We start from the raw sequence: 12,136 nt of genomic DNA, 5'->3' as shown, positions 1-12,136 counted from the left end.
TTTACTCCGTCAGGCTGAGAAGGGTGCCGCGGTCACGTTCGACCATGTGCGTACCGGTTGCGGCATAGTAGATCATCTCGGCGATGTTCGTTGCGTGGTCGCCCACGCGCTCGAGATTCTTGGCGATGAAGAGCAATTGCGTGACCTGGCCGATCGTCCGCGGATTCTCCATCATGTGGGTGACGAGCACGCGGAACAGGCTGTTGTAGAAATCGTCGACCTCGCGGTCGCGCTGGCACACTTCGACCGCGGCGTCGGCGTCGCGCGCGGCGAAGGCGTCGAGCGCGTCGTGCACCATCCGCACCGCGAGCGCCGACATGGCGGGGAGCACCGAGAGCGGCTCGATCTCGCCATGGCTGTCGATCGAGGGGACGCGCTTGGCGATATTCTTGGCATAGTCGCCGATCCGTTCGATCACGCCCGCAATTTTCAGCGCGGCGACGACTTCGCGCAGGTCGTCGGCGAGCGGCGCGCGCAGCGCGATGATGCGGACCGCGAGCTGTTCGACCTCGAGCTCGAGCGCGTCGAGCTTCTTGTCGCCCGCGATGATGAGCTGCGCGCCCTCGAGGTCGTGGCGGCGCAGCGCTTCCATCGCGCCGGCAATCGCGTGTTCGGCCATCCCGCCCATCTGCGCGATGAGACCGCGGAGCTGGCCGATATCGGCGTCGAACGCCTTAACTGTATGGTCGTTCAATGGCATGTCCTGTTCACCCGTAGCGGCCGGTGATGTAATCCTTGGTGCGTTCCTGCCGAGGATTGGTGAAGATGTCCGAGGTCGCGCCATATTCGATCAGCGTGCCCAGGTGGAAGAAGGCGGTGCGCTGCGACACGCGCGCGGCCTGCTGCATGTTGTGCGTGACGATCACGATCGCGTAGCGGCCTTTGAGCTCGTGAATCAGCTCCTCGATCTTGGCGGTGGCGATCGGGTCGAGCGCCGAGCACGGCTCGTCCATCAGGATCACCTCGGGGTCGACCGCGATCGCGCGCGCGATGCACAGCCGTTGCTGCTGGCCGCCCGACAGCGCAGTGCCGCTGTCGGTCAGGCGATCCTTGACCTCGTCCCACAGCCCGGCGCGGCGCAACGAGCGTTCGACGATCTCGCCGAGCTGGGCCTTGTTGCCGGCAAGGCCATGGATGCGCGGGCCGTAGGCCACGTTCTCGAAGATCGACTTGGGGAAGGGGTTTGGCTTCTGGAACACCATGCCGACGCGCGCGCGGAGCTGCACGACGTCCATTTCGGGGGCGTAGATGTCCTCACCGTCGAGCGTGATGTCGCCCTCGACCTTGGCCGCAGGAATTGTGTCGTTCATCCGGTTGAGCGTGCGCAGGAAGGTCGATTTGCCGCAGCCCGACGGGCCGATCAGCGAGGTGACGTGGTCCGAACCGAAATCGAGCGACACGTCGTCGATCGCTTTCTTGGCGCCGTACCAGACGTTCACGTGCTGCGCCGAAATCTTGTGTTGGTTGGGAATGCTCACCAGCGGGTCTCGAATTTGTTACGGAGGTAGATCGCGAAGCCGTTCATCGCGAGCAGGAAGACGAGCAGGACGATGATCGCCGCGCTGGTCTTTTCGACAAAGCCGCGATCGATCTGATCGGACCATAGGAAGATCTGCACCGGCAGCACGGTCGCCGGATCGGTCAGCCGCGCGGGTGGCGAGGCGATGAACGCGCGCATCCCGATCATCAGCAGTGGCGCAGTCTCGCCGAGCGCGCGCGCCATGCCGATGATCGTGCCGGTGAGGATGCCGGGCAGCGCGAGTGGCAGGACGTGGTGGAAGACGACCTGGATCGGGCTCGCCCCGACGCCGAGCGCGGCATCCCGGATCGACGGCGGGACGCCCTTGATCGCGTTGCGGCCCGAGATTACGATCACCGGCATCGTCATCAGCGCGAGCGTCAGGCCCCCGACGATCGACGCCGAGCGCGGCAGGCCGAAGGTGCCAAGGAACACGGCCAGCCCGAGCAAGCCGAAGATGATCGAGGGCACCGCGGCGAGATTGTTGATCGAGACCTCGATCAGATCGGTCCAGCGGTTCCGCGGCGCATATTCCTCGAGATAGAGCGCCGACAGCACCCCGACCGGGAAGGCGATCAGCAGCGTGACCAGCATCGTGAACAGCGAGCCCTTGAACGCGCCCCAGATCCCCGCGCGCGTCGGATCGTTCGAGTCCGATGCGGTGAGGAAGGGGAGGTTGAAACCCGTCGAGATCGCATGCCGCGCCTTGAGCTTCGCGACGATCGCCTCGGAGGCCGGATCGCCCTGGCGCTTGGCGGCGACGTCGATCGCATCGGCGGCGGGCACCCAGATCGTTGCGCGCGCGCCGAGCAGCGCAGGGTCGCGCTTCAACGCTTGGCGCACGCGCAGCCAGCCACCGTCGGACACCCAGCGATCGCCGTCGGTCCCGAACGCGGCCTTGGCCGATGAATCGGTCAAGCCTTCGATATTGGCGGTCGACAGCGCGAGATCGGCGCCGGGTCCGCGCAGGTCGGCGGGCGTCAGCAACAACCCTGAATGCGCGAAATCGACCGGCAGCGCGATCTGCGTCTGCAGGAATCCGCTGGCGCCGTTATACACCATCGTCACGAGCAGCACCGCGAGGAAGCCGGCGGAAAGCACGACCGCGCCGAGCCCGAGCCAGCGGAAGCGTCGCTCGGCGGCATAACGCTTGCGGATGCGGCGCTGCATCGACTGCGTCCGCCAGTCGGTCGGCGCGCGCTCGGCCGGGCCGATCGCGGTGGTCGCGACACCGGGGACGAGCCCGCTCAGGATTGGGGCGTCACTCATAAGCTTCGCGATACCGTTTCACGACCGTCAGTGCGACGATGTTGAGGAGCAGGGTGATGACGAACAGCGTGAGCCCGAGCGCGAACGCGGCGAGCGTCTTGGGGCTGTCGAACTCGGCCTCGCCGGTGAGCAGGTCGACGATCTGCTTGGTCACGGTGGTCGCGCTGGCGAACGGGTTGAGCGTGAGCGTCGCGACGCCGCTCGCCGCCATCACCACGATCATCGTCTCGCCGATCGCGCGGCTGACCGCGAGCAAGACGCCACCGACGACACCGGGAAGCGCCGCGGGAAGCAATACGCGGCTGATCGTCTCGGACGAGGTCGCGCCCATCGCCAGGCTCCCGTCGCGCATCGCACCCGGCACCGCCGCCAGCGAATCGTCTGCCATCGAGGACACGAACGGGATGATCATCACCCCCATCACCAGCCCCGCGGCGAGCGCGCTCTCGGAGCTCGCCCAGGTAATGCCGAGCGACACCGCGACATCGCGCACCGCCGGCGCCACCGTCAGCGCGGCGAAATAGCCGTAGACCACGGTCGGCACGCCCGCGAGCACCTCGAGGATCGGCTTCATCCAGCGCCGCGCGCGCGGCGTTGCATATTGCGTGAGGTACACCGCGCTCATCAGCCCGAACGGGATCGCGACGAGCATCGCGATCACCGCGCCGATGAAGAAGGTGCCCCAGAACAACGGCACCGCGCCGAGCGTCTTGCCCGGGTCGGCCGGGTCGATCACTTGCGGGCTCCAATGCGTCCCGAACAGGAAGTCGCCGATCGGCACGACGCTGAAGAAGCGCCACGATTCGAACAGCAGCGACGCGACGATCCCCATCGTCGTGACGATCGCGATCAGCGAGGCGGCGAGCAGGCACGCCATCACGACGCGTTCGATCTTGCTGCGCGCGCGGAAATCGGGGCGGACGCGGGTATAAGCGAACCCGCCGGTCGCAAAGGCGAGCAGCAACGCGACCGCCGAGCCGATCCAGTCGTTGCGGTTCTGCGCCGCAGCATAAGCGGGCGCGAGCTTTTGCGACAGCGGGTTGAACGCGCCGAAGCTGTTGCCCGCGGCAAGGCTGCGCGCTTCGGACAGGATCGCCGCACGGTCGAACCCCGGCCGCGGCAATTGCGCGGCGGCGGGATCGCGCAGCACGCGGTCGGTCACCAGCGCTGGCGAAGTCGACGCCCAGACGCACAGGAAGAGAGCGGCGGGCAACACCGTCCACAAGGCGACATAGCCACCGAAATGCGACGGCAGCGAGCTGAACCGCGCGGTGCTGCCGCGGCGGAAGCCGACGGCACGCATCCGCGCCGTCAGCCAGCCGATCAGGCCGAGCCCGGCAATGACGAGGGAGAGAGTAAGGATCGACAAAGCGGGTGGTTCGATTTCGTGTTCGAGGTGTGGGAAAGGCGGTCAGAGCAGCTTGGACGGATCCAGCGACGCTTCGGCCTTGATGATGGCTGCGCTGCGCTTGCGCACGTCGTCGGGCGCGGCGATCAGCCCCTTGGCGACGAGCGGCCCCTTGGGATCCCACGATTGCGCATAGACTGCGAGGAATTCGCGCAGCCCCTTGATCGCGGTGAGATGCGCCTTCTTGACGTAGAGGTAGAGCGGGCGCGACCCCGGATAGGCGCCGCGCGCGATCGTCTCATAGGTCGGCTCGACGCCGTTTATCGGCACGCCGTTCAACTTGTCCTTGTTCTGCTCGAGATACGAATAGCCGAAGATGCCGATCGCATTGGGGTTCGACTGGAGCTTCTGGACGATCAGATTGTCGTTCTCGCCGGCATCGACATAGGCGCCGTCCTCGCGGATCGCGGTGCAGCCCTTGGCATAGCCGGCGGCGTCGGTCTCTTTCTTGTCGGCGAGCGCGGGATTGATCGCGTCGCAGCCCTTGGCGAGGATCAACTCGGCGAGCGCATCGCGCGTGCCGCTGGTCGAGGGCGGACCATAGACCTGGATCGGGATCGCGGGCAGCGCCGGGTTGACGTCCTTCCACGTCTTGGCGGTGTTGGGCTGGCCCATCGGCGTGGCGGCGAGCGCCTTATACAGGTCGACCGCGGTCAACTGCAGCTTGGGGCCGCTCATCGATTCGGCGAAGGCGACGCCGTCGAGCCCGATCTGGACCTCGATGATAGTGTCGACGCCATTGTCCTTGCAGGTGCGATACTCGCTCGCCTTCATCCGGCGCGAGGCGTCCTCGATGTCGGGATGCGCCGCCCCGACGCCAGCGCAGAACAGCTTCATCCCGCCGCCCGTGCCGGTCGATTCGATCGCGGGCGATTTCATCCCCGGCGTCTTGTTGATGAGCTGCTCGGCGACGATCGTGGTGAAGGGGAAGACAGTCGACGATCCGACGACGGTGATATGGTCGCGCGAGCCGGCGCCCCCGCCATTGGCCTGGTCCTGGCAGGCACTGAGTGCCAACGCTGCCGCACTGCTGGCGGCAAAGGCGACGATCGCGCGTTTCCGGTTCATGGATTCTCCCCTCGGACCGAAGGGTCCGTAGAATCGCAATACCATCGCGACGGACCGCCTGTGTGACACTGTCGTTACCGTTTGATGACAGCGCCCGTCTGGCCGTGCGCTGGAAGCAGAATTGTCACCGTGGTTCCCTTGCCCACGGTGCTCGTCACATCGAACCGACCGCGGTGGCGCTCGATGATATGCTTGACGATCGCGAGCCCAAGCCCGGTCCCGCCCGCCGCGCGGCTGCGGCCCGGGTCGACGCGGTAGAAGCGCTCGGTCAGACGCGGGATGTGCTCGGGCGCGATCCCTTCGCCCTCGTCGGTCACGCTGATCCGCACCATTCCCGCCGGATCGCGCCACAGCCGAACCGTCACCGGCGTACCGGCGCGGCCGTATTTCATCGCATTGCCGATGAGATTGTGGAGCACCTGGCTCAATTGCGCGCGGTCGCCGGCCACGGGCGGCACCCCGAGGTCGAGGTCGGCGACGATATCGGCGCTGCGCGTGTCCTGCGCGTCGAGCAGTTCGGAGCGGACTTCGCCGATCAGCGCACTGACATCGACCGCGCGATCGGGCAGACGATATTTCTCCGCCTCGATCCGGCTCAGCGAGATCAGGTCCTCGACCAAGCGCTGCATCCGCCGCGCCTCGTCGAACATGATCTTGAGGAAGCGCCCGCGCACCTGCGCGTCCTCGCCCGCCTTTTCGTCGCCAAGCGTCTCGATATAGCCGAGGATCGAGGCGAGCGGGGTGCGCAATTCGTGGCTCGCGTTCGCGACGAAGTCGACGCGCATCCGCTCGGCGGCGTAATTGCCGGTGCGGTCGACGAGTTGCACGATCCGCTGACCACCCCCAGCGCGGCTGACATGCATTTCCCAATGCTGGTCGAGCGCGCCGAGCCCGACGAGATTGGTCGGGCCCTGCAGACTGCCCGTCGACGGACCGGCGAGGCGTTCGGCGGCGCCCGGGTGCCGGATCGCGACGCGCACGTCCTCGCCGACGATATGCTTGCCGAGCAGCCCGAGTGCGACGGCATTGGCATGCGTCACGCGCCCTTCGGCGACGATCAGCACGGGCTCGACGATCGCCTCGATCACGTCTTGCGTCTCGGGCGGGGCGAGCGCGGCGGCAGCGGGGACGGGGCGGGGCAGCTCGATCGGGCCGTCGCCGGTGCCCGTCGCGACGAGCGCCGCGGCAATCCCGCCGACCAGCGTGACCAACGCGGGCTGCAGATCGCCCGCAAGCAGGAACACTGCGATCGCCGCGACGACGATGAGACCGATCGCCGTGATCGTCCGAGAACCGAAACCCTGGAGCATTTCGCCGCCTTAGCCCAAAGATGCTTAAGCTCGATAGCCTTGCTTGCCAGCGATTTGCGAATGTGAAATGGCTGTCACCATGACCGACGTTCCGCCAGAGACCCCGAACGCCACGCGCCGCCGCGCGCTCATGCTCGGCGCGGCCGGCGCCGCCGCGGTCGTCTCGATCCGCCCGGCACTCGCCGCGACCACCGCGTCGATCTCGACCTGCGAGATTCCGGTGCCCGATCCGGGGCGGGCGGGCAGCTACATCGCCGCCGACGGCACCACCGTGCCGCGTGGGACGCTGGGGGCGTTCGCGCCGCCCGGAAGGCCGTTCAAGGGCGAGGAGGTCAAGACCGCGCTGGCCGGCGGACAGCTGCCGGGAACGAGCTATCAGCAGAGCCGCGCCTACACCAATTACATCCGGCGGCTGCAATCGGGGACGAGCGGCTTCACCTGCTTCGCGTCGTTGCAGATGCCGCGCGGCTGAGCCGGTGGCCCTGGCGGACGACACCGTCCTCTACCGCATGGCGCGGGCCGAGAGCCTGAGCATCGTCCATCTCGACAGTTTTTCCGCAGTCTATCACCGCGCCTCGGGCATCACGCACCTCATCACCGCGCCAGCGCCCGAGATTCTCGCGACTTTGGGTGAGGCGGGAATGACGCGCGCCGCGCTGCTGCAGCGGCTCGCGCGCGACTATGCGCTCGGCGATGCCGATATGGATGTGCTGCGCGAGCGGCTCGACGAACTCGTCGCGACCGGCCTGGTGTCGCGCGCATGAACCACCAGTTCAGCGTAGCGATCGGGCCGGTCGGTTTCCGCATCGGCTCCGACTGGCGCGCGCCGATCGCCCAGCTCGAGACGCTGTATCGCGCCTATCCCAAGCCCACCGATGGTGTCCCCGATTTCACCGTGCGCCTCTTCGCCGCGCGGCCATGGCGGCGCGTGCTGCGCCCCTCCGTGATGATCGGCGGCGATTTCGTGCTGCCCGAAGCGGCGCCGCTGCCGCTCGCGCAAGGGCTGCTCGCCGCCGAGATGGGGATGAACCTGCAGATGGCGCTCGGCCAGCGCCGTTACCTGCTGCTCCACGCTTCGGTCGTCGAGCGGGACGGCGAGGCGCTGATGATGACGGGCGTCTCGGGCGCGGGCAAATCGACGCTCGCGGCGCTGCTGTCGCTGCGCGGATGGCGTCTGATGGGCGATGAATTTGCCTTGCTCGATCCCGAAACGGGACAGCTTCTTGCCTTCCCGCGACTCGTCAGCCTCAAGAATGCGAGCATCGCGACCGTCGCGGCAGAAGCGGCGGAGGATCGGTTCGGGCCCCTGCTCGAGGGCACACCCAAGGGCACGATCCGCCATTTCGCCCCCGATGCGCACGCGATCGCGACGATGATCCAGCCAGCGCGCCCGGCGCTGATCCTCTTCCCGAGCTTCGGCTTCGAACCCGCCGCGCGCGACGTCGCGCCGAGCGAGGTGTTCGTTCGGCTGACGCAAGCCTCGACCAACTATGTCGCGCTCGGCGAGCGTGGCTTCGATGCGCTGACCAAGCTCGTGACCTCGGTCCCGGCGCGCGCGATCGACTATCCCGATACCGCCAGCGCGATCGCGCAAGTGGAGGCGGCATGGGCGGCGCGATGATGCGCCGCGCGCCAGACGGCTGGCTGCTGGCGCGCGCGCTGCGCTTGCCCGAAAGCACGCTCGCACTCGACGCGCAGGGCTGGACCGCCTTGCTCGCGATCGCCCGCGCGGAGCAGATGCTCGGCACGCTCGCATGGCGGCTCGATGGAGTGGCGGTTCCACCGAATGTCGGGCGCATTCTCGAAGATGCGTGGCGCTCGGTCGAACAGGGCCGGGTCGTCGCCTTGTGGGAAGCCGAGGCTGCCCGCCGCGCACTCGCGCCGCTCGGCGAGCGCGTCGTGCTGCTCAAGGGCACCGCCTTCGTCGCTGCCGATCTGCTGGCGGGGCAGGGGCGGTCGATCGGGGATCTCGACATCCTCGTGCCACGCGCATCGCTGGATAGGGTCGAGGCGGCGTTGCTCGACGCGGGGTGGGAATGGGTCAAGCCCGATCCGTATGACGACGCCTATTACCGCCAGTGGATGCATGAGCTCCCCCCGCTGATCCACCGCGACCGCGACCGGATGATCGACGTCCACCACACGATCCTGCCCCTGACCGCGCGGATCACCCCCAACGCCGCGGCGTTGCTCGCCGATGCGGTTGAGGTTGCGCCGGGGCTGTGGGCGCTGTCGCCCGAAGACATGGTTGTCCATGCCGCAGCACATCTGTTCGCCGACGGCGATCTGGCGGGCGGGATGCGCAACCTGTGGGACATCGATCAGCTTTGCCGCGAGTTCGCGGCAACGCAGTCCGACTTCTATTTGAGTTTATACGAGCGCGCTTGGGAGGAGGGCTTGTCCGATCAGGTTCAGCGCGCGTTGCGCCTGTGTTGGCAGCTCTATGACACGCCCGCAGTCTGCTATACCTCACCGATCGCGATCGACCTGAACCCGCGTTGGTCCGACAACCTCTATCTCCGCCGCGTCACCGCGCGCGACGGTTGGGGGCGCACCACCCGTCCGGTGACGCGGATGGCGTTCTACATCCGCTCGCACTGGCTGCGCATGCCGCCCGCGATGCTCGCGCGGCACCTTTGGACCAAGTGGCGCAAGGGTGGCGCCGGGCCCGCCTCAGGCTGACAGGCGGTCGAGCGTCGGGAGCAGTTCGTCGAACGAATCGATCACCGCATCGGCGCCCATCTCCTCGACCGGCTCGAGCAGGAAGCCGAAGCTAACCGCGATGCCGGGGATTCCGGCGTTCTTCGCCGCCATGATGTCATAGATCGAATCGCCGACGAACGCCGCGCGGGTCGTGCCAATCTCGCCGCCGCAGCGCCGGATCATCTCGTCGATCGGCGCGCGGTTGGGCTTGGAAAGGCCCGGCCCCATCGTGTCGCCGCCGATGATGCACGCGAAGCGCTCGGTCAGCCCGAGATCGGCGAGCAGCGTGAGCGCAAGGCTCTCGAACTTGTTGGTGACGACCGCGCTCTTGATGCCGCGCGCGTCGAGCTGGTCGAGCGCGTCGATCACGCCGGGGAAGGGGCGCGTATGGACCGAAAGGTGCGCGGCATAATAGGCCAGCATCCGCTTGTAGAGCGGGCGGAATTCCTCGGGCGTGCAGCCGCCGGTCGCCTCGAGCCCTTGCGCCAGCATATGCTTGGCGCCGCCGCCAACCATCGTCTTGACTTGCGCCACCGTCAGCAACGGACGCCCGGCGAAGTCGAGCGTGTCGTTGACCGCGGCGGTGAGATCGCCGCTGCTGTCGACCAGGGTGCCATCGAGGTCGAACCCCACGATCTGAAATGAATTCGTCGTCATGCGGCCCCGCCTGGCAGGGTTGCTATGGAATTGGCAAGTCCGGCGTGGCAGGGCTGGCGTTATGGAAAGCCCGTCTCGCCCCCCCATCGCCGCCATCATCCTTGCCGCGGGCAAGGGGACGAGGATGAAATCGGATCTCCACAAGGTGCTGCATCCGATCGCCGGGCGGCCGATGCTGCTCCACCTCGCGGCAAGCGTCGCCGCGCTTACTCCCGCGCGCACCGTCGTCGTGACGGGCGCGGGGCGCGAGCAGGTCGAGGCGGCGGTCTCGCCGCTCGGGATCGCGACTGCGCCGCAGGCCGACCAGCTCGGTACCGGACATGCCGTCGCTCAGGCCGAAGCCGCGCTTGCTGGCTTCGACGGCGATGTGCTGATCCTCTACGGCGACGTCCCGCTCGTCTCCTCGCAGACGATGCAGGCAATGCTCGACCGGCTGAACACCGACGATGCGCCCGTCGCGGTCGTGCTCGGCTTCCGTCCGGCCGATGCCGGCGCCTATGGCCGGATCATCGCCGAGGATGGCGTGATTGCCAAGATGGTCGAGTTCAAGGACGCGACTCCCGCCGAACGCGCGGTCGATTTGTGCAACTCCGGGCTGATGGCGGTGCGCAGCGCCGATCTGTTCGCGCTGCTCGCCCGCGTCGGCAACTACAATGCGGCGGGCGAATATTACCTCCCCGACATCGTCATGCTCGCCGCCGTCGACGGCCGTCGCTCGGCGGTGATCGAGACCGACGCGTTTGAGGTCGCCGGCGTTAACAGCCGCGGCGAACTCGCGGGCGTCGAGGCATCGTGGCAAGCGCAGCGCCGCGCGCAGGCGATGGCCGACGGCGCCACGCTGATCGCCCCCGAAACCGTCTGGTTCGCGCACGACACGGTGATCGGCCGCGACGTCGTGATCGAGCCCAACGTCGTGTTCGGCCCCGGCGTCACCGTCGGCGACGGCGCGCTGCTCCACGCCTTCAGCCATATCGAGGGCGCGCAGATCGGCGCGAAGGCAGAGGTCGGCCCGTTCGCCCGCCTGCGCCCCGGCGCGGTGATGGGCGAGAAGTCGAAGATCGGCAATTTCGTCGAGATGAAGAAGGCCGTGCTCGGCGCGGGTGCCAAGGCGAGCCACTTGACCTATCTCGGCGATGCCGAAGTGGGGGCCGGCGCCAACATCGGCGCGGGCACGATCACCTGCAATTACGACGGTTTCTTCAAATACAAGACGATCATCGGCGAGGGCGCGTTCATCGGGTCGAACTCGGCGCTGGTCGCCCCAGTGACGATCGGCGCGGGCGCGATTGTCGGTGCAGGATCTGTGATCACCGCTGACGTCGAAGCCGACGCGCTCGCGTTGGTGCGGCCGCAGCAAGTCTCCAAACCCGGATGGGCCAAGCGCTTTCGCGACGCGATGACGGCGAAGAAAGCTGGCAAGTGATATCACCCGGTGATATCGGTCGATAATGGCTAGCAGGACCCTGGTTTCGCTCGGCGACGATCGCATTGCGCGGCTCGATCAGATCGCGGCCGAGCACGGTCAGTCGCGCGCGGCGGTGATCCGTGACGCGGTCGATCGGCTGATTGCGAGCGACGCAGAAGAGGGGAACCGGCAACGGCGACTGGCGGCTCTGCGCGCCGGTTTCGGAGCCTGGAAGGATCGCGCTGACATTGGTGACGCCGTCGCATGGCAGCGGCGCGAACGCGCGAGCTGGACCCGTCCCTGGGACGACGATTACGAAGACGTCAAAGCCGAGTTTCCCGATCTCTTCGACGCGGAAGATGATCGTCAGCGCGCGATCTATCTCGATCAGCTTCGGGGCGTGCAGCCGTCGCCAAAATCGTGAGCGCCACGTCGTTCGACAGCAATATCCTGATCGATGCCCTTAACGGCAACGTGTCAGCGCAGCTCGAGCTCGAGTCGGTTGACGATCGCTGGATCAGTCGGGTGACGTGGATCGAGGTCATGTCCCGGGTCGACCAGATCACGATGCCGCGAACGAAATCGCTGTTGGCGGGGTTCCTGATCGATGAGCTCGATATACCGATTGCGACGCGCGCGGCGGAACTGCGCAACGAGTGCCGCCTGAAGCTTGCGGACTCGGTCATCCTCGCGTCAGCACAAGTTCACGGACGCATTCTAGTGACCCGCAACACCAAGGATTTTCCGGCGACCATGCCGGGCATCCGCATCCCCTACACCCTTTAAGGTCGAGACAT

At 67.1% G+C, this 12,136-nt stretch carries 14 protein-coding genes; 7 read left to right on the top strand and 7 right to left on the bottom strand.

The features are described from left to right. Position 1: 1 nt before the first annotated feature. The 6 genes from phoU to ABIB28_RS02585 form a co-directional block, all read right to left on the bottom strand. Complete coding sequence (gene phoU, locus ABIB28_RS02610) at positions 2 to 700, bottom strand: phosphate signaling complex protein PhoU (RefSeq protein WP_133188889.1); 699 nt, start codon at positions 698 to 700, stop codon at positions 2 to 4. A 7-nt stretch (positions 701 to 707) separates the two neighbouring features. After that, positions 708 to 1,478: a phosphate ABC transporter ATP-binding protein PstB gene (gene pstB / locus ABIB28_RS02605; protein WP_354286146.1), complete on the bottom strand. Its 771-nt coding sequence runs from the start codon at positions 1,476 to 1,478 to the stop codon at positions 708 to 710. Beyond that, entirely contained in the window at positions 1,475 to 2,689 is a 1,215-nt protein-coding gene (gene pstA / locus ABIB28_RS02600) for a phosphate ABC transporter permease PstA (protein WP_206365697.1), read from the bottom strand. The genes pstB and pstA overlap by 4 nt, the downstream gene beginning before the upstream one ends. Before the next feature lie 91 nt (positions 2,690 to 2,780). Next, positions 2,781 to 4,157 (bottom strand): phosphate ABC transporter permease subunit PstC, encoded by a 1,377-nt coding sequence (pstC, locus tag ABIB28_RS02595; RefSeq protein WP_354286144.1) that lies wholly within the window; start codon positions 4,155 to 4,157, stop codon positions 2,781 to 2,783. Between the two features lie 42 nt (positions 4,158 to 4,199). Next, positions 4,200 to 5,264 (bottom strand): substrate-binding domain-containing protein, encoded by a 1,065-nt coding sequence (locus ABIB28_RS02590; protein ID WP_322163227.1) that lies wholly within the window; start codon positions 5,262 to 5,264, stop codon positions 4,200 to 4,202. A 74-nt stretch (positions 5,265 to 5,338) separates the two neighbouring features. Next, entirely contained in the window at positions 5,339 to 6,574 is a 1,236-nt protein-coding gene (locus ABIB28_RS02585; RefSeq protein WP_354286141.1) for an ATP-binding protein, read from the bottom strand. Between the two features lie 79 nt (positions 6,575 to 6,653). Between ABIB28_RS02585 and ABIB28_RS02580 the strand changes: the two genes are divergently transcribed. Genes ABIB28_RS02580 through ABIB28_RS02565 form a run of 4 tightly spaced genes read left to right on the top strand, consistent with a single transcriptional unit; the run spans position 6,654 to position 9,256 of the window. Further along, the gene (locus tag ABIB28_RS02580) at positions 6,654 to 7,046 is read left to right on the top strand and encodes a hypothetical protein (protein ID WP_133188879.1); all 393 of its coding nucleotides are present in this window, start codon (positions 6,654 to 6,656) and stop codon (positions 7,044 to 7,046) included. A 4-nt stretch (positions 7,047 to 7,050) separates the two neighbouring features. After that, positions 7,051 to 7,338: an HPr-rel-A system PqqD family peptide chaperone gene (locus tag ABIB28_RS02575; RefSeq protein WP_354286139.1), complete on the top strand. Its 288-nt coding sequence runs from the start codon at positions 7,051 to 7,053 to the stop codon at positions 7,336 to 7,338. Further along, positions 7,335 to 8,195, top strand: coding sequence for an HprK-related kinase A (locus tag ABIB28_RS02570; protein ID WP_354286137.1), 861 nt, complete (start codon positions 7,335 to 7,337; stop codon positions 8,193 to 8,195). Before ABIB28_RS02575 ends, ABIB28_RS02570 begins: the two co-directional genes overlap by 4 nt. Continuing rightward, positions 8,180 to 9,256 carry a nucleotidyltransferase domain-containing protein gene (locus tag ABIB28_RS02565; RefSeq protein ID WP_354286135.1) on the top strand — a complete coding sequence of 359 codons (1,077 nt, stop codon included), beginning with the start codon at positions 8,180 to 8,182 and terminating at the stop codon, positions 9,254 to 9,256. Before ABIB28_RS02570 ends, ABIB28_RS02565 begins: the two co-directional genes overlap by 16 nt. On the opposite strand, the gene ABIB28_RS02560 is transcribed toward ABIB28_RS02565, so the two are convergent. Continuing rightward, positions 9,248 to 9,934, bottom strand: a complete 687-nt coding sequence (locus tag ABIB28_RS02560; RefSeq protein WP_354286133.1) for an HAD hydrolase-like protein — start codon at positions 9,932 to 9,934, stop codon at positions 9,248 to 9,250. The two genes, ABIB28_RS02565 and ABIB28_RS02560, sit on opposite strands and share 9 nt — an antisense overlap. A gap of 61 nt (positions 9,935 to 9,995) precedes the next feature. Between ABIB28_RS02560 and glmU the strand changes: the two genes are divergently transcribed. Genes glmU through ABIB28_RS02545 form a run of 3 tightly spaced genes read left to right on the top strand, consistent with a single transcriptional unit; the run spans position 9,996 to position 12,125 of the window. Then, the gene (gene glmU, locus ABIB28_RS02555; RefSeq protein ID WP_354286132.1) at positions 9,996 to 11,357 is read left to right on the top strand and encodes a bifunctional UDP-N-acetylglucosamine diphosphorylase/glucosamine-1-phosphate N-acetyltransferase GlmU; all 1,362 of its coding nucleotides are present in this window, start codon (positions 9,996 to 9,998) and stop codon (positions 11,355 to 11,357) included. 25 nt (positions 11,358 to 11,382) lie between these two features. Then, positions 11,383 to 11,763 carry a ribbon-helix-helix domain-containing protein gene (locus tag ABIB28_RS02550; protein ID WP_229839191.1) on the top strand — a complete coding sequence of 127 codons (381 nt, stop codon included), beginning with the start codon at positions 11,383 to 11,385 and terminating at the stop codon, positions 11,761 to 11,763. Continuing rightward, positions 11,760 to 12,125 carry a type II toxin-antitoxin system VapC family toxin gene (locus ABIB28_RS02545; protein ID WP_133188869.1) on the top strand — a complete coding sequence of 122 codons (366 nt, stop codon included), beginning with the start codon at positions 11,760 to 11,762 and terminating at the stop codon, positions 12,123 to 12,125. The genes ABIB28_RS02550 and ABIB28_RS02545 overlap by 4 nt, the downstream gene beginning before the upstream one ends. Positions 12,126 to 12,136: the final 11 nt, after the last annotated feature.

The organism is Sphingomonas sp. UYEF23, from assembly GCF_040546165.1.
Classification (GTDB): Bacteria; Pseudomonadota; Alphaproteobacteria; order Sphingomonadales; family Sphingomonadaceae; genus Sphingomonas; species Sphingomonas glacialis.
The sequence above is the reverse complement of the archived record's forward strand: the minus strand, read 5'-3'. Positions and strand labels throughout refer to the sequence as shown.